The organism is Bradyrhizobium sp. SUTN9-2, assembly GCF_003122645.1.
Classification (GTDB): Bacteria; Pseudomonadota; Alphaproteobacteria; order Rhizobiales; family Xanthobacteraceae; genus Bradyrhizobium; species Bradyrhizobium yuanmingense.
The window spans coordinates 7212399-7229247 of sequence record NZ_LAXE01000001.1 but is presented as its reverse complement, the minus strand read 5'-3'; the positions used below and the strand labels follow the sequence as shown (position 1 = coordinate 7229247).

11 protein-coding genes are annotated in these 16849 nt (G+C 61.5%); 3 read left to right on the top strand and 8 right to left on the bottom strand.

All coding sequences use genetic code 11. From position 1 onward, the window contains the following. Positions 1-2: 2 nt before the first annotated feature. Positions 3-1109 carry an acyltransferase family protein gene (locus XF30_RS33485; RefSeq protein WP_036013947.1) on the top strand — a complete coding sequence of 369 codons (1107 nt, stop codon included), beginning with the start codon at positions 3-5 and terminating at the stop codon, positions 1107-1109. After that, a complete protein-coding gene (locus XF30_RS33480) occupies positions 1106-2197 on the top strand; it encodes an acyltransferase family protein (protein WP_036035380.1) in 1092 nt (363 codons plus the stop codon). The genes XF30_RS33485 and XF30_RS33480 overlap by 4 nt, the downstream gene beginning before the upstream one ends. A gap of 17 nt (positions 2198-2214) precedes the next feature. Here XF30_RS33480 and XF30_RS33475 read toward each other — a convergent pair whose 3' ends face one another. After that, the gene (locus tag XF30_RS33475; RefSeq protein ID WP_050991697.1) at positions 2215-3327 is read right to left on the bottom strand and encodes a glycosyltransferase family 4 protein; all 1113 of its coding nucleotides are present in this window, start codon (positions 3325-3327) and stop codon (positions 2215-2217) included. A 1-nt stretch (position 3328) separates the two neighbouring features. Further along, the gene (locus tag XF30_RS33470) at positions 3329-4162 is read right to left on the bottom strand and encodes a polysaccharide pyruvyl transferase family protein (RefSeq protein ID WP_109145052.1); all 834 of its coding nucleotides are present in this window, start codon (positions 4160-4162) and stop codon (positions 3329-3331) included. 124 nt (positions 4163-4286) lie between these two features. On the opposite strand from XF30_RS33470, the gene XF30_RS33465 reads away from it, so the two are divergent. Continuing rightward, positions 4287-5753 carry a lipopolysaccharide biosynthesis protein gene (locus XF30_RS33465; RefSeq protein WP_158284434.1) on the top strand — a complete coding sequence of 489 codons (1467 nt, stop codon included), beginning with the start codon at positions 4287-4289 and terminating at the stop codon, positions 5751-5753. 25 nt (positions 5754-5778) lie between these two features. Here XF30_RS33465 and XF30_RS33460 read toward each other — a convergent pair whose 3' ends face one another. The 6 genes from XF30_RS33460 to XF30_RS33435 all read right to left on the bottom strand — a co-directional run bounded on the left by XF30_RS33460 (position 5779) and on the right by XF30_RS33435 (position 16768). Next, complete coding sequence (locus XF30_RS33460; protein ID WP_109145050.1) at positions 5779-6903, bottom strand: acyltransferase family protein; 1125 nt, start codon at positions 6901-6903, stop codon at positions 5779-5781. Between the two features lie 250 nt (positions 6904-7153). Beyond that, positions 7154-11062, bottom strand: coding sequence for an RHS repeat domain-containing protein (locus tag XF30_RS33455; RefSeq protein WP_109145049.1), 3909 nt, complete (start codon positions 11060-11062; stop codon positions 7154-7156). A 539-nt stretch (positions 11063-11601) separates the two neighbouring features. After that, positions 11602-12993, bottom strand: coding sequence for a hypothetical protein (locus XF30_RS33450; RefSeq protein WP_109145048.1), 1392 nt, complete (start codon positions 12991-12993; stop codon positions 11602-11604). After that, positions 12990-14258: a glycosyltransferase family 4 protein gene (locus XF30_RS33445; protein WP_109145047.1), complete on the bottom strand. Its 1269-nt coding sequence runs from the start codon at positions 14256-14258 to the stop codon at positions 12990-12992. Before XF30_RS33445 ends, XF30_RS33450 begins: the two co-directional genes overlap by 4 nt. 30 nt (positions 14259-14288) lie before the next feature. Next, complete coding sequence (locus XF30_RS33440) at positions 14289-15629, bottom strand: hypothetical protein (protein WP_109145046.1); 1341 nt, start codon at positions 15627-15629, stop codon at positions 14289-14291. Then, positions 15629-16768 (bottom strand): glycosyltransferase, encoded by a 1140-nt coding sequence (locus XF30_RS33435; protein WP_109145045.1) that lies wholly within the window; start codon positions 16766-16768, stop codon positions 15629-15631. Before XF30_RS33435 ends, XF30_RS33440 begins: the two co-directional genes overlap by 1 nt. Positions 16769-16849 lie beyond the last annotated feature (81 nt).

The following is a 16849-nucleotide window of genomic DNA, read 5'->3' as shown; positions in this document are numbered from 1 at the left end:
CAATGCATAAACGGCTCGCATTCATCGACACGCTGCGCGGCATTGCCGTGCTGGCCGTCCTGGTCCAGCACGTATTCGAGGTCATCCTGGAAAAGCACCCGACGGGTGTCTATTACGGGCCCCTCCACGACATATTCGGCTACTACATGAACTTTGGCCGGTTCGGGGTCGTGTTGTTCTTCTTCGTGAGCGGCTTCGTCATTCCGTTCAGCTTCCCGGACAGCGCCACGCCTGTGCGCGATTTTACAATCAGCCGCTTCTTCCGGCTCTATCCGGCTTATTGGACTTCGATCGTTGTCGGGCTCGTGTCGGTGCAGCTGCTGGATTCGAAGAGTTTTCCGCTGGGGCAGATCGCCGCTAACGTGACGATGTTGCAGACTTTCGTGAACGTCCCGAATCTCTGGGTGTTCTATTGGACGCTGGCGATCGAACTCTTGTTCTACGTCGGATGCACCATTCTCTTTGCGATGGGGCTGCTCAACCGGCGCTTCACGGCGGTGACCATCGTCGTTGCCGCCGCGCTGGTGGGAACCACAGCTGCACTTTTCGTTGAGAGCAGGGCAGTCTCCTCGGTGATGGAGGTCGGCTTGAACCTCTCGGCGATGTTCCTGGGCAAGATCATCCGCGACACCGTCATTGGCGGCAAGCTGCGGTGGACGCATGTGACCGTCTGCACGCTTCTGTATGCGGTCTTCGCCGCCACCCTGTCCGACCGCCGGTTCGGCGGCGTGTATCACGAGAATTTCTTCTACAGTTATTCGATCGGATCGGCCTATATCTCCGCGGCGCTTGTCTTCATCGGCTTTGCCGTGTTCGGCGAACGGATGGCCTGGCGTCCGATGGCATTCGTCGGCGTGATCAGCTATTCGGTCTATCTGATGTCGCCGTTCGCGATCGTCTACGTCCACCGCCTGGTATGGTTCGGCGACGGACCCCTCGGATGGTCGATCTTCCTGGTCGTCATCCTGGCATTGTCGATCCTCGTCAGTTGGATGACATACACGTTCATCGAGAAGCCCAGCATTTCCTTCGGGCAAAGATTCCGCTCCGCGCGAAGAAAGCCTGTCGTCCTCGAGCCAGTGCTCAGCACCCAGGGTGCCGCAGAGTGATCAAGGCACCTCACCAGCCGGGCGCCGCCTATGATGGATCGTTCCTTCCTTCGGTCCAGGGCCTTCGTGCCATCGCGGCGCTGAGCGTGCTGATGGATCATTTCTACGACATGCCGAAGGCAGGCATGTACGACATCCCGAATCCCGGTTTTCTGCCGCCGCTCTGGCCCTGGCTGCAGTCGGTGATCAATGTCGGCGGGCACGGTGTCGAGCTGTTCTTCATGATCAGCGGCTTCCTGATCCCGGCCAGTCTGATACGCCACGGTTCGCTGTCGCGGTTCTTCTTCGACCGCGTCCTGCGCATCATGCCGGTGTTCGTCGTGCTGCATCTTGCGCTGTTCGCGATCGGGCCGATCGTGGCCTACAAGTTCTTCCGCGGCATCGATCTCACCAGCTATCTCGGGATCTTTGCGGCCAACCTGTTCTTCGTGCAGGACGCGCTCGGCCTGCCCATTGCCCAGCAGAATGCGTGGACGTTGACCTATGAGTGGGCATTCTACATCTGGTTTGCGCTGACATTCTCGATGTGGCGCGCCGGCGGCAGGCTGCTGGCTGCGCCTCTGATCCTGCTGGGCGTGGCCTGCCTGATGCGCTGGCCGATCACCGCGTTCTTCTGCATCGGGATGCTGTTCAGCGCGACGGGATTTCGCATTTCCATTCCCGGACGGCTCGGTCTGGTCGCAGGGCTCGTCTGCGGGGCCGCGCTGTACGCGAGCCTGGTGCTGTTTCATCCGTTCGTGGGCCTCATTCCCGGAATTCTGCTGTTCGCCATGGTGCTCGCCCCGGAATCAGGCCTCGGGAAGGCTCTGAGCACGCCGGCGCTCCAATATATCGGCAAGATCAGCTACAGCCTCTATCTCGTGCACCCCTTCGTGCTCTTCCCCTTGCAAGTGGTTGGCCTGAAGCTGGTTGCCGCCGGCGTCGACCGCTGGCTGCTATGGGCGGCTTTCATCGGACTCGGGCTGGTGATGTCACTGGCTGCAAGTGCGATCAGCTATGAACTGATCGAGGTCCGGCTGAGGCGCTTGCTGGACGGCGCGTTCCGCAGCACGTTCTTTCGACCGCTGAAAGTGGGGCAATCGGCTTGAGAAAGCGCGTGTCGCGCTCACACGGTACGACCGGCGAGCCTGTGATAGGATCCAAGCAACCGTTCGGCAATGTGGTCCCAGTTCAGAGGGCCGGCCGCGGTCTGCCGCGCGCCGTCAGCCAACGTTGTGGCGAGTGAATTCGACGTCAGCACGCGCTCGAGTGCATCGGCGAGCGCAGTGGCATCGCCGGGAGGGACCAGAAGACCATTGACGCCGTCCGTCACGACGTCGGGAATGCCACCGGTGGCGCTGGCGACGACGGGACGCGCATTCCCATAGGCGGATGCGAGCACCCCGCTTTGTGATGCATCCTTGTAGGGCAAGGCAACCACCGTAGCAGATTGAAATAGACGTCCGGTATCCGCAGGCGAAATGTAGGCATTGATGGTCTTGACCGTCGGCATTGCCTCCATCCGGGCGCCGAGCCGTGTCATCTCGGGGCCGCGCCCGGCGACGATCGCTTCATGCGCGACGCCGCGCTGGGCCAACATGTCGATCGCGTCGATGAAGACGTCGAGGCCCTTGTAAGCCCACATCCGCCCAAAAAACAGGATGCGTCCGGATTCGGGCTCGGTGAACGAGCTTTTGTCCGGCGGAACCATCAGCACGCCGTGCATGCTGCAAACTGTCTCGCCCTTGAAGTCGGGCGAAGCGCGATGAAAATCTGCAATGCAGCTCTCGCCGTGCGTCGTGACGATCGAGGCGGCCGCACGCATGCGCCCGCGCCAGGCATCTTCACGGGGCGAGGTGCCGGAGCCGCCCTCCGAGTGCGGGATAGCATCGTGAACGGTCAGTACCAAGGGAATGCCGAGCGGACGCAGGAGCTGAATCAGCTTGGACGTGTAGATCTCGGGAACTTCGTGACAATGGATCACGTCCGGGCGGAAGGAAATTATGTCGATGAACGAGGCAGGGATGCCGATTGCGCCGCCGCGCCGCAGACTGAGGTCGCGAATCCGTGTCTCGAACGGCGCCGTCACAGCGATATCGGCAAGCTCCCATTGCTGGTTCGCGTCTTTGCGGTTGAGCACAAGCCGAACGTCGCAATGATGCGCCAATCCCGATGCGAGGCGGTAGGAATATTCCGCAAAATGCGGCGCGTAGATGGCCACGCGAAGGCGCTTGGCCATGTTAGTTCTTTCCGCTCCAGAGGTCGATCGGGAATGCACTCATCAAGGCACGATGATCAAAGTTGAGGCGCGCAGCTCCCCCCATCTCGCGACCTTCGTCAATACTCGTCGCAAACTCGACGGCGAACCGGCCGGTGCCCTCATAATAGTCATGATACTTGAACTCGGCCTCTCCGCTGCTCAGCCGTACGTATCGAGCCGGTATCCCGAATGCCTCGGCGACGATGATGCCGTGGAGCGAGCTGGCCAGCACCAGTTCAGCTTCGAGAATGGCGTCAATTCGCCGGTTCCAGGATCCCAGCGGTGAGACCACCGTATCGGCGGCAGGGTCGACGATGTTCAAATCGTGCAAATTCGGAACAAACACCCACAGCTTCTTGGCAGTAGGGCGAAAACGATTTGGAAACAGCTGAGGAAGCAGCAAGGCCGGATCTCCGAACACTTCGGGAACCGCGATGCCCCGGCGCTGCAGAACTTCCCGGGTACGGGGGCCGCGCACCGCTCGCACGTCCAAATTCTGCACGCGATGGTTGAGGTCACCTTGGCCGGGGCGTCCGTTTACGCCGCTTCCCCAGATCACATCGCCATTTCGCGCGTAGTGGAGCACGGAGCCGATCGCGAACAAGCGCGCTTGCCGCGGCACCTCATCGGCGAGCGTATAGCCGAATTGCCGCAAGAGATGGTCAACGACAACGATCGAAAGATGATCACCGAAATTGATCGTTCCGTCGTCGGGACGCCAGAAGAACAAGTCCACGTGCGGATAGGGCAGTTGATGAATAAAGTCGCAGCCGACCTCGTTGATCAGCCGTCGTAGATTGCCTCGAAAATTCATGCTGCCTCGGATGTAGCTGCTTTCTTGCCGTAGTGTCCTCGTAAACAAGGCGACTATTGGACCATAGCAGCCAATGGCTCATCGACGAATGTCGACCTAACCCCGAATTGTGACAGGCTTCCAGTTGCGCCACGAGATTATCAAGCCGCGCTCGATCGTTTCGGGCGTCATTTGGTCGGCGCTCGATTCCGCGGTCGGGCAGGCGCTCACGCTCGCAATCTACATGATCATGGCGCGGCTGCTGTCGCCGCAGATTCTCGGCATCGTGGCAACGGGAGCGCTGGCGCTCGAGTTCTGCCGGGCAGTCCTGATCGAGAGCATCGCGATTGCCGTCCAGGCGCGTCCCGATCCGAAGGATGAGGATTACACTGCCTCGTTTTGGCTCATCGCGGGCCTCTCCTTGTTTGCAGCACTCGCACTGTTCGCCTCGAGCGGCGCCATCGAACGATTCTCCGGTCTTTCGGATCTTGCCATCGTTCTCAAAGGATTTTGCATCGTGGTGGCCGTGCAAGGCCTGTCACGGACGCACGAAGCCTGGCTGACGCGCAATCAACTCTTTCGATCCCTCGCCATCCGTTCGCTTTCTTCAATCTCGGTTGGCGGAGCCGTAGGGATCGCGCTGGCGATACAGGGTTACGGGGTCGTTGCGCTGGTCGGACAGCTCGTCTCGACTTCGTTGATCTCGCTGGTCAGCCTTTGGATCCTGACGCCCTGGCGCCCTCGGCTCCGGGTCAGCCGGCAGGCTGTTATCGATCTCCTGAGCTATGCGCGCTACGTGGCGCTGACGGGAATCACGAACTTTGCCAATGCCAATTCCGATCTGATTTTCGTCACTTGGTATACCGGCGCCGCCGGCGCGGGCTTCTACAGCCTTGCCAAGCGCCTGGTCAACGCCGTGAGTACCGTGATCGGGAATGCGTTGAACCGCGTGTTCTTTTCGACCATCGCTGGCCTCCAGCATGACCGGGAAGCATCGCGTTCGACGCTGGTCGACTTCGTCAAGTACACGTCACTGCTGACGGCCCCGCTTTTCGCGGGCATAGCGGCTCTGGCACCGGATCTCATCGTCGGTTTCTTCGGATCCAAGTGGGGCGAGGCCGCCCCTCTACTCGCGATCATGTCGATCACCGGGTTCTTGACCACGATCGGCCTCTACAATCACTCGGTGATCCTGGCATTCGGCAAACCGCACTGGCAGACTTGGCTGACGCTGATATACGCGGTTTCGAACATAACGATCTTCATCCTCGCTGCGCCATTTGGCCTTATCGCCATCGCTGTCGGCTATGTCGTTCGCGCCTTGTTGCTGTATCCACTGTCCGCCGGAGCCTCGATGCGGATCTTGGCGCTCGGCATCAGGCCCTATGCCGCGGCGCTGATGCCGGCACTTGCGGGCTCCGCGGTGATGGCCTGCGCGGTGGTTGCTGCCTCCATTACCATGCCGGCCACGTCGCCATGGCTGCGTCTCTCCGCGCTCGTGCTGCTTGGTTCTTCGGTCTATCTTGCCGTTGTCATGGCGGTCGCCCGGCCGGCCGTGGTGCGGATATGCCAGGAAGTCTGGGGTCGTGTGCGGCGATCGTCTAAGACCTAGCCAGAATTCGGCCTGCACGCACCAGCTAGCTTGCGTTGGCCGCCTGTCTGGCCTCGGCAAGATCGAGCGGCTCGGGCTTCGGGACGCGGGCTGATCTTGCCCCGCCAGGCGCAAGCCGGTTGATCACTCTTCTAGCGGGATCTTCGACGTAGCGATATGTCACGTCGGCAACGACTGTCAGAACGATGCAGCAGACCAATGCAAACACCGGAAACATGCTTGGCTGAAGTCCGAAATAGTGCCAGGCCGGCTTGAAGAGCAGGATCAACAGCACTTCGTGCATCATGTAGATGGCATATGACGTGTTGCCGAGGCGGCCGAGCCAATCGGAGCCGGGAAACCGCGCGAAGGCGCTTTCTCCCGTGGCTGTGACGAGGATCGCGAGAGAGAACAGTATGATTGCAAGGTCGGGCTTGGCAAAGAAGTTGAGAACCAGAACCGAGACGGCAAACAGCGCTATTCCGGCGAATGCAACCGGCTTCTTGCGATAGTCGCTCGAGAGCCTGAACAGGACGGTTAGGAGAATCCCGTTCAGGAAGCTCGGAAGCGCCCGTAACATCCCGAAATCGAAAGTTGCCCCGTACATCTGAGAGCGTTCCTGCCAGATCGGCAGGTGAGCATGGGCAAGGATGCCGTAAGAGAGCGCGACGATGATCGCCAGCATCAGCGGCGAGATCCTCCCGGCCAGCAGCATGAACAATGGGAATAATAGGTAACAGAACAGCTCGGCGCTGATGGACCAAGCCGGCGAGTTGAAGCTGAGATGATCTGTAATACCCCACGCCTGCACGAGGAAGAGGTTTTGAATGAAATCCGTCAAGCTCGCGTGCGAGGTCGGACCGGATATGCCCATGAGAGCAAGGACCGCGAATATCAACAAGGTGAGCAGATGCAAGGGGTAGATCCGCGCGATCCGCCTAACGAGAAAGCGCGCATAGGAGCGCAGGCCGGTCGAGCTTGAAGGATAGGAATAGGAGATCACGAAGCCGGACAGGATGAAGAACATGTCCACGAACAGGCCATAGGACCCGTTCCAGGCCGGTGAGATGCCCTTGTCGATCAGCTTCAGGTGGAAGATGAAGACCCCGAGCGCGGCGACGAAGCGGTAGAAGTCGAGAACGACAAAACGTCTTGCTTCACTGGCTTCCATCGGGGCTCGGTTTCCTTGCACGTTTCGTCGCTCTTCTAGAGACGAATTGTGACGCAAGTTCGCAAGCGCGGCGGCCGATGGCGGCACAACGCGACGATCCCTCCGAATTCATGGGGCTCATCCAATTGCGGATGGCAGAGAGCCTTTTGCTCATCGATGAGGCAGGCGCCCGACCAACGAGCGATCAGGGGCCGGGACATGGTCCCGGCCCCCAGCGACGTTGGCGCCCGTTTGGGCAGGTCTCACCGGCTCAAACGAACACGAAGTCGTGGCTCGTCAGGCTGGAGACGTAGACGTTCTTCAGCAGAATCGAGTCGGTCGCCGAGAACGTGATGAGCGCGTTCGTGCCGGACTGCGTGATCTGGAGCTGGCTGTAGTCCTCCGCCAGCAGTTTCGAGATCGCGATCGTGTCGTGCGTCGTCCCGCTGCCGGCCTGGAAGTTGAGGATCTGGTCCTGGCCGTGGTCGTACGCGATGGTCGTCGAGTTCGGCGCCGCCGAGAACACGTCATTGCCGGCCCCGCCCTGGATCGTCACGCCGCTGGCGACGGCCGTGACGTTGTGGGTGCCATCGGACTTGGTCTGATCGATGAACTCGAGCGCCTTGGCGGTGTTGTAGCTCTCGTGCTGCGTGACGCCGGCCTGTCCGTTGAAGTTGAACAGGAAGACGTCCCTCGAGCCGTCGGCGTGGCTGGCGATCTCCTGGGTCTTGATGCCGGCGCTGTTATAGATGTCGGTCAGCTTGCTGCCGTCATTGTTGATGACCTGGGTATAGTCCAGAGTGCCGTCGGCGTGGGTCCTTGTGATCTCGACGATCTTGCCCGAGGCATCGAGGTGCTGGTGCTGCGTCGTGTAGGACTGGCCTGTGATGTTGTAGTTCCAGTTGTCCGACGTGCCGTCGGCGTTCTTGATGTAGGCAGCGGTCTTGATACCGCCGGTGTAGACCGTGGTGGAACTGTAGCCGTCGCTCTTGGTCGTCACCTCGCTGGTGATAATTCCTTTGGCGTCATACCAGCCCGAGGTCTTGGTGCCGTCGGCGCTCTGCACAAGAGTGAATGCCAGGCTGTCGTCGGCGTGGGTCCGCACGATGTGCGTCAGGAAACCGGTGGTATCGTAGGTATCGTGCTCTTTCGTGTAGTTCTGACCGATGACGTTGAAGAGATAGACATCCCTCGAGCCGTCGGAGTGATAGTCGGTTTGTGTCTTCTTGAGGCCTGAAGCGTCGTAATTGGTCACGACGCTGCCACCGTCGCTGCCGACGACCTGGGTATAGTCGAGCGTGCCGTCGGCGTGCCAGCGGGTCACCTCCGTCGTCTTGCCGGTCGGATCGAGATGCTGGTGCTGCGTGGCATAGCTCTGCCCGGTGATGTTGTAGGTGTAATTGTCTTGGCTCAGGTCGGCATTGGTGATGTAGGCCGCAGTTTTCAGGCCGTTGGTATAGACCGTTGTCGAGCTGTAACCGTCGGCCTTCGTGATCACCTCGCTGGTGAGGACCCCCTTGGCATCGTACCAGTCCGTCGTCTTGGTCCCGTCCTTGCTCTGCACCAGCTTGAACGCCATGCTGCCGTCCGCGTGCTTCCGGATCAGCGTCGTGAGGAAGCCGGTTGCATCGTAGACATTGTGTTCGGTCGTGTAGTTCTGGCCGGTGATGTTGTAGAGGAAGACATCCTTGCTGCCATCAGCGTGGTACTCGGATTGTTTCGTCCGTACTCCCGTCGAGTCATAGATGGTGACGACGCTGCTCCCGTCGTTGTTGACGACCTGGGTATAGTCGAGCGTGCCGTCCGCGTGCTTGCGGGTGACGGACGTGACCTTGCCGGACGGATCGATGTGCTGGATCAGCGTGGTGTAGCTCTGGCCGGTGATGCCATAGGCATAGTTGTCCAGACTACCGTCGGCGTTCTTGATGTAAACTTTCGTCTTGACGCCGTTGCTGTAGAGGGTTGTCGAGGCGAAGCCGTCGGCCTTTTGGACCACCTCGCTGGTGAGGCTGCCGGCGGCATTGTACCAGTTGGTCGTCTTGGTGCCGTCGGCGGTCTGCATCAGCTCGAAGGCCAGGCTGCCGTCGGCATGCAGGCGCGTCAGGGTCGTGAGGAATCCGGTCGAATCGTAGACGTCGTGCTGGGTCGTATAGTTCTGGTCCTTGATGTTGTACGTCCAGACATCCTTGCTGCGATCGGCATGGTAGGCCGTCTCGATCAGTTTCACTCCCGTGGCGCTGTACAACGTGATCACGCTGCTGCCGTCACTATTGTAGACCTGGGTCGAGTCCAGCGAGCCGTCGGCATGGCTGCGGATCACCGAAGTGACTTTCCCCGAAGCGTCGAGATGCTGCACCTGGGTGGTGAAGCTCTTGCCCGTGATATTGTAAGTATAGTTGTCCTGCGAGCGGTCCGCGTTCTTGACGTAGGCGGCTGTCTTCACGCCGTTGGTGTAGAGCGTGGTGGAGTAATAGCCGTCGGGCTTCTGGACGACTTCGCTCAGCAGGGTGCCGGCCGTGTTGTAGGTGTCGGTTGTCCGGGTTGCGTCGGTTCCGACATGAACGAATTTAGTCTGCACGCCGCCGGTGTAGCTGATCACGTCCTTGGAGCCGTCGCTGTGGACGATGGTGGTCGAGGTCGGCTGCCCGCTTGAATTGAGGCCGGTGTCGGATTTCGAGAGCAGCTTGCCGCTCGAATCGTAAGTCCTCGTGCTGGTCCAGGTCGCCGCCGAGTTCGTCACCGAGAACGAATATCCGCCCTGGATCTTCGAGAGCGCGTTGCCGTAATGGGCGATCATGTAGTCCATGGTCGCCTTCGACGCGACCTGCAGGACGTGGGAGTCGGTCAGGGTGATTGTCTGCAGCGCCGTCGAGTCGCTCAGATCGGACAGTTGCGGCACGATCTCCGCAGCCGTTCCGGTGACGCTGGTCCTTGTGTCCGGGGCGGGCGGCGTCGTCGGGGGCGCGTCGATCTCGATGATCACCGGGTGATCGCTGACCGGAATGGTGATGGTGCTGACGTCGGTGTAGCTGGCGATCGCTGTGGTGCCGGTCAGCGTGTCGTACACCTTCACGGTATGATGGACGGCGCCGAGGTTCACCGTCACCGTCTGGGCCGCATTGGACAGCTCGGTATCGGTGGCATCGTTCCAGAGCTTCGGCTCGGCCCAGACGACGAGTTCGTAGGCGCCATTGCTCTTGCCGAGCACCATGCTGTTGCCGGTGGCCGGCATGTTGCTCAACGTGTAGTTCAATGGGTCAGTCGGCTGCAGGCCGCCCTTGCCGTCGTCGGCCAGAATGGTCGTCAGGTTGTGAATCGCCGTCGCGGCGAGCTTGGGCGTGCCGTCGGAGTTGAACAGGCCGAAATTGGCTTCGGGATTGGTGTTGGCTGCAGACGAGTCGCGGTCGAACAGCTCGTAGAGGTAAGTTGCACTCACGCCGGCCTTGTAGGCGACGACAAGCGTGTTCAGGATCGATTTGGCCTGCACCGTCTCGTTGGCGCCGAGATACTGGGTGTTGTTTTGCGTGGTGTAGCCGGTTTCCGTGATGACGACAGGCTTTCCCGGAGCCGCGGCCATGACGGCGCTCAGCGTCGCCGCAATGGAGCTGCTCGGATTGAGGCCGGTGCTGACATAAGCGTGGGCGTTGGCATAGTCGACCGAGCCCGACATGTTGCCGAGCTGGCTGTAGCCTTGCGGATCGTTGTAGGCCAGTGACAGATTGTAGACGGGGATGCTGGCGAGCGTCGCGTTGGCATTGACGGCCTGATAGAGCGCACTCTGGAACTGGGCCGCGGCCGAAAGGCTGGAGCTGCCATTGTAGCTGAAGGGCTGGTGATTGGCCTCGTTGAGCCCCTCGATGGCGGTGATGCTGCCCGAATAGCTCGTCGCGAATTTTTGGAGCGAGGCGATGTAGTTCTGCAACCCGACCGTACCGGACTGGGGCAGCGCAGACGATACCAGAAAGTCGAACTTGTAGCCGGCGGCGGCCAGGCCCTCGACGACCGGCTGCGCAGCGGGGTTCGTCCCCATCGCGTCGCGGAGATGGGTGACGCCGATATATTCGAGGCTGTCGGCCATCAGCGCGAGGTTGTTGTAGCCGGTCCATCCGAAACCGGCGTGCGTGTTGACGCCGATGGAGTTGATGAAGCTGCTGGCGGACAGGATTGTTTGATCAGGCATTGCAAACTCGAGTTTCAGCGCGAACGAAATTGCTCGCAGGGATTTGCGTCGAAGCTTCTCTGTCGAGTGTGAATTTCAGATAAAAATCGAAGCTACAAATCGCGAGTGAAATGCGGTTCCTTGTGCAGGAACACTTCGACTCGTATTGCAGCAGAATGCTGATGCGATGCCCGTGCAGGATGGCGTGAGAATGGCGCTTTCAAGATTTCCACGATTCACGCTGCTAAATATATGCGCAAGCCGTGCGAGTTCGATCCAACGCTTCGGCTTGAGAGCGTGTCATACGAACGCGGCGCAGGGGTGCGACTCTTTCGTCTGCGTCATCGGATGGCACAGGGAGTCGGCAGATGCCATTTTCATGGGCGATCAATCTGAAAGATTTTATCGCACTGGTTGTATCCGTATTTTCCCGGATATGACCGCTTGGTTTGATCGGGGAGGCGCAATGGTTCCGTCCAGGACCTGAATTTGAGCCGTGGCCCAACGGCTCAGTTGCTCGCCCGCTGTGTTCCGATCCGTGCCGGATGCGGCGAATTGGGCTAGCCGCGACGGGCCAGCATCAGAAAGTCGCCGCGCCATCCGACGATCGCCGTTGCGAGCGCGGCGATCACGATCTTGCCGGCAAGCCATGTCGCGGGCTCGGTCGGCATCGCGCCGAGTGATCCGATCAGGACGGCGGCCACCAGCGCCTGCGCGACCAGTGACCAGCGAGGGAATGCCTCGAACCGCAGGGTCGGACCGAGCGCAAACAGAATCGCTGCCAGCGTGGCGAGGCAAGCGCAGCCGACCGCCTGTTGCGGCGACAGGCCGGCCCATGCCGCGGCCAGCGCGACGGCAGCGACGATCGCGAGCTGGCCGACCGCAACGATCACGAGCCTCGTTGCGAGCTTCTCCAGGTGCGGAACGACCGCGACGGTCGCCTGGAGATGCGTGTGCAGGAAATAGAAGACGGCCACAACAGGTGCCGTCGTCAGGAAGCCATCAAGGCTCTCCCGCGGCACCAGGATACGGGCTGCATCCGGAATGAAGCCGACGAGGCCGCCGAGCAGCACGAGGGTCGTGCAGACCATGAACTCGAACATTCGCCGCGTCGATTGCACCGACTTCATGACGGTTCCGTGCTCGAAATCCTTCACGACATCGGGATAGCTCACGGTGTGGATCGCCGCATTGAGGACCCAGAACGGCCGTTGCAGCAGGTCGAGCGCGATCGAAAATCCAGCGCCGGCCCCCGTCGCGCCCAGCCGGCCGATGATGATGAAGCGGAGCAGCACCGGCACCGACAGATGGATGACGGACGCACCCGCCGCGAGCATGCCGTAGCGGGAGAAATCCTTCCAGTCGGCCAGCATCGTCGGCAGCGGAACGCGCTCCAGGGGGGTGCGATAGGCCACCAGCCCCGCGAGCAGGCCCACGGCGTGGCCCGCACTGACGCCGAGCAGCGCCGCCTCCGCCGTTCCCCAAATCGCCGCGCCCGCGGCGGCTCCGGTCAGAAGGGCGGTGGCGCGAAACGCCAGGAGAGAGGAGGCGATACCCAGCCGGTCGGACAGGCGGACCGACAGCAAATAGAGGTCGGTCAGGCCCTGAAGCACGGAAATGCCGAGGCCCAGCGCGATGATCCCGGCCGGGAGCACGCTGGCCAGCGATGCGCAGCCGCCGACCACGACGAGCGCGCCCGCGCTCGACAGGCCCGCGGCAAAGAGCGACCACCTCAGCCGCGCCGCCTCGTTCTCCCCGGCTGCTGCCAGGAAGCGCAATCCGGCGAGCTGCAGCCACTCGAACATCAGGACGCAGAGCAATTGGCTCGAGGCCAGTGCCAACGAGAAATTGGTGTAGTCGGCGGCGGGCAACAGATGACTGATCGCGAAGATCAGGATGATCGCCGCGGCGCTCTGATAGAGGTAGCCCGCCATCGCGAAGAGGCGTGTCATCTCGGAATGAGGCGCTCCTTGCCGACGGCCCGCGGGGCTTCAGTCGTTGCTGCGCGCACGCGCGACATCCGCTGCTCGCGCAATTGCTCATACAGATTCTTGTAGGATGACAGCACGTCGGCAAATACCCATTTGTTGGTATCTGCGATCAGGCGCCGGCTGATCTCGTCGATCTTGTGCGGATCAGACGCGACTGCAAGCATGCTGTCGGCCAGGGATTGGGGATCGGCTTCGGTCAGCCAACCCGTCACGCCGTGCTCGATGACCTCGGGCATGCCGCCAAAGCGCGTTCCGAGCAGCGGCCTGCCGGCCGCCTTGGCATCTGCGACGACGAGTGGACCGGGGTCGTGCCAGATCGAGGGCGCGACCACCACGTCGACCTGCCTGTAGAAATCGTCCGGCGCCACGAAGCCCATGAACTCGATGCGCGCATGCGGCGCGAGCGCCTTGAGGCGGCGCTGCTCCTCCTCGCTGACCCGGCCGGCGATCATCATTCGGATGCGGTCGGGGGGCAGCATGGCAAGGGCATGCATCAGGTTGTCGATGCCCTTCTCCTCAGTGAGGCGGCCGATGAACCCGAACGTCACTTCCGTGGTGCAGACCGGGCGAGGGTAGGGCTCGCGCGGCGGCTCGGTCGAGGCGTTGCGGATCACGGTTCGGATCGGCGTCTCCGCGAACATGCCCATGTCGGTATGGATCGACAGCACGCGCTCGCTCACGCCGACCACGGCGCTCAGCCAGTGCGTCGCCCGCTTGCGATGGAAGGTCAGGATCCCGCAGCTCGTGCAGGTGTGCTCGCAAGAGCGTCCCTTGTCGAAGCGCGAGCAGCGCGGGCAGGTCAGATAATAATCGTGAAGCGTATGCAGCACCGGCACGCCGAGCTGGGCGGCGACGCGCCAGACCGCGGTGGTGAGACCCGACAAATTGTTGGAGTGCAGCACGTCCGGCTTGAAGGCCCGGATGCGTTCCGCTATCAGCGGCGCCTGCATCTGCCAGTCGTCGACCGCATGCCAGATGCTGCGCTTTACGATGTTCTTCGGCAGCGAGAAGGGCAGATGGAAGTTGCGCACCGGCGCAGAATAGACGTTGATGCCGTTGCAGCTTTCACGAGCCTGCTCGGGCGCGGATGCGCTGCGGATCACCTCGACCTCGTCTCCGCGCTGCACCAGGCCTTCGGCGAAGCGCCGCGCGAAGATCTCTGCACCGCCGACGATCTTGGGGGCCTGAGGCGTCGGATAAAGCGTGGACGTCAAAAGAACTTTCATCACTGAACCTCATGTTTTGCAAAATCGCGCTTACCGCGCCGGCCTTATCTCCAAAGCGGGCATGGCACCGTTGCTCGCTGCAATGAGAACCGGCGTGGTCGAAACCGGAATCCAGGCACCGGACGTAGGTCTTGGGGCCGAGTCGCACGGCATCGCAAAGGTTGCGCCGTCCTGATCGCCCTTGATCCTGACCTCGTAACGCCGCTCGGGAGTCTCGGACCACACCGCAACTCTGGCGCCGGACGTCGTCGTTGCATTGATCGACACGACGCCACTGGTGAGCTCGCGTTTCTCGGCGCTCAGGCTGGAGCGGATGAAAGCCCAGGCGCCCTGAGCCGCGCAGGCGACCGGCTTTGGGGAGTTATCGAAACGATAGAGTCCGAAATTGTGCTCCAGGTCCGATGCGTCCTTTCCACTGTCCTTGAGTTCGTAGAACCACATTCCTTTGAGCCAGCGCGCCGCGGTCGATGCCCACAAGATGAGCTGTGCCGTATTGTCGGACTGGGCTTGTTCGCTGACGCCGCATTTATTGGTGGCAGCCGTGGTCCACCCCGTCTCGGTGACATAGATCGGAAAATCGGGGTTTCCGCTCGCCTGGCCGACCAGGCGGTGAAACGCCGTCAGCCTGTCGATGATTTCGGCCGAGGTGCGTTTGCTCGGGCCCATGCAGAAATTGTAGAGATGGATCGATGCGCCGTCCGCATATTGAAGAATGCCGGTCCGCAGCATCTTCTCGGTCCATGTCCAGCCCAGATCGTCGCCGAGCGCGCCGACCAAAAACGGCGCATTTGGCGCCACCCGCTTGACTACCGGCCGCGTGACCTCGGCAAGCGCTCGATAGTTTTCCGGCGAGAACGCAGGATCTTTCCTCGCCGCCAGGTTCCATTCGTTCCAGAGCTCGAACAGCGGATGCTGCGCCACCACCGATTGCGCCGCCGCCGCCGCATAATCGGCGAATCGCTGCCGCGCCTCGTCCGTCGTCGGTGGCGAGGAATTCGGAACGAGATGATGGCCGAAGGCGAGGATCAGGAGAGGGCGCGCGACGCCGGACTTGACCTGCGCTTCGAGCCTGCCAAGTCGGGGTGTGAAGCCCATCCGGCGTCCCCCAACCTCGAACTCGGACCAGGGAAAATCATCGCGAAAGGAATTGAGACCGAGTTGCTTGATCTGGGCGACGTTTTCCGAAGGCACGTATCCGCGCGCGCTCACCGGGCCACCCAGCCCCTGATGCGTGCCGACCCCGAGCAGGAATCGGGCATCGAGCGGTTGCGCCTGCTGTGCGCAGACCGAGACCGGAAGGAAAATGGATGCGAAGAGGCTCGCGAGGCGGAGACTGTCGCGAACCAAGGTGCGTGGGAGCGGTGCAGCCATCAGAAATTCTTGGAGAGATCCGACTGCAGCCCCGCCTTCGCTTCGACGGGCGTCTGGTCGTCCTGAAGCAGCTCGACATAGACCTGCTGCAATTGCGCATGCGTCTTTTCGACGTCATAGAGCTGCTTGAAGCGGTCGTAGCCGCGCTGTCCCAGCACCTTGAGATCGAGATCGAGTGCGCGCCGGAAACCATCCACGAGCGGCTGCACCGCGACGGGCTCGCAAAGCACGCCGGTCACGCCGTCGACGACGATCTCGGGCAAAGCTCCGCTACGGAACGCAAGGATGGGCTTGGCCGCGCGCATCGCTTCCAGGGCAACGAGGCCGAAGGCTTCCCATCGTGACGGGATCACGACGAGGTCGGCGGCCTCGAGCTGGGTCTCGATTGTCGGGCGGTCGAGCCAGCCCAACAGGGACACGTTGGACGGGACGGTCGGACCTTCGTACTTGTTGACGACGGAGGCGCCGATCATGCGGACGTCCAGCACATCCTCGAGCGCGCGTGCCGCTTCGATCAGCAGATCGAACCCCTTCTGCCGGTCCAGGCGTCCGATGAACAGCACCTTGACCTTCTTAGAGGTCCAGTCCGCGGAGATGGGCTGCGGCGTGCGGCTCTTCGAGATGCCGTTGTGGACCACGGTGAGGCGGTCGGCAGGAATTCCGGCGCGCACGGCTTCGTTGTACTCGTCGCCGGAGATGCAGATGATTCGGTCCGAGGTGCGCGCAAGCAGGTTCTCCGCCGCCTTCGTCAGCTTATGACTGAAGCGGCCGGTCTCGCGCGAAAATGCCCAGCCGTGCGGACAATAGACGACGCGCGGTCCGCCCGAGCGGGCTGCCAGCGCGGCCCGGAGCACGAGCCCTGCAAAGGAAGAATGCAGGTGCACCACGTCCGGTCTGAAGGCATCCAGCGCTTGCATGCTGGCACGCAGCATCTGGAATAGGCCGGCGACGCTGCGGCCGGATCGTTCGAATGTTGTAATCTGGTTGTCATCGATCGCGCCAAGGTCGCCCCGATGATCCGACGGCACGACATAATGTACGTTCTCGGCACCGAAGCTGGCCTGCTGTTGAGGATGCAACTCGTTCAGATAGCTCGCGATCCCGCCACGGATCGTTTCGGCGATGTGCAGCACTTTCATCGTTTGCCTTGCGTAGGGCCGCGTTGGAGAGCCGGACATCTGTATCCCTGTTCTGTGTTCGCTAGTGCGAAACACAGTTCC

Excerpts from the sequence above, each read along its gene's own strand:
- XF30_RS33475 (WP_050991697.1), bottom strand. The coding sequence starts at position 3,327 with ATGGCCAAGCGCCTTCGCGTGGCCATCTACGCGCCGCATTTTGCGGAA.
- XF30_RS33450 (WP_109145048.1), bottom strand. The coding sequence starts at position 12,993 with ATGACACGCCTCTTCGCGATGGCGGGCTACCTCTATCAGAGCGCCGCG.
- XF30_RS33435 (WP_109145045.1), bottom strand. The coding sequence starts at position 16,768 with ATGAAAGTGCTGCACATCGCCGAAACGATCCGTGGCGGGATCGCGAGC.
- XF30_RS33440 (WP_109145046.1), bottom strand. The coding sequence starts at position 15,629 with ATGGCTGCACCGCTCCCACGCACCTTGGTTCGCGACAGTCTCCGCCTC.
- XF30_RS33445 (WP_109145047.1), bottom strand. The coding sequence starts at position 14,258 with ATGAAAGTTCTTTTGACGTCCACGCTTTATCCGACGCCTCAGGCCCCC.
- XF30_RS33485 (WP_036013947.1), top strand. The coding sequence starts at position 3 with ATGCATAAACGGCTCGCATTCATCGACACGCTGCGCGGCATTGCCGTG.
- XF30_RS33470 (WP_109145052.1), bottom strand. The coding sequence starts at position 4,162 with ATGAATTTTCGAGGCAATCTACGACGGCTGATCAACGAGGTCGGCTGC.
- XF30_RS33455 (WP_109145049.1), bottom strand. The coding sequence starts at position 11,062 with ATGCCTGATCAAACAATCCTGTCCGCCAGCAGCTTCATCAACTCCATC.
- XF30_RS33460 (WP_109145050.1), bottom strand. The coding sequence starts at position 6,903 with ATGGAAGCCAGTGAAGCAAGACGTTTTGTCGTTCTCGACTTCTACCGC.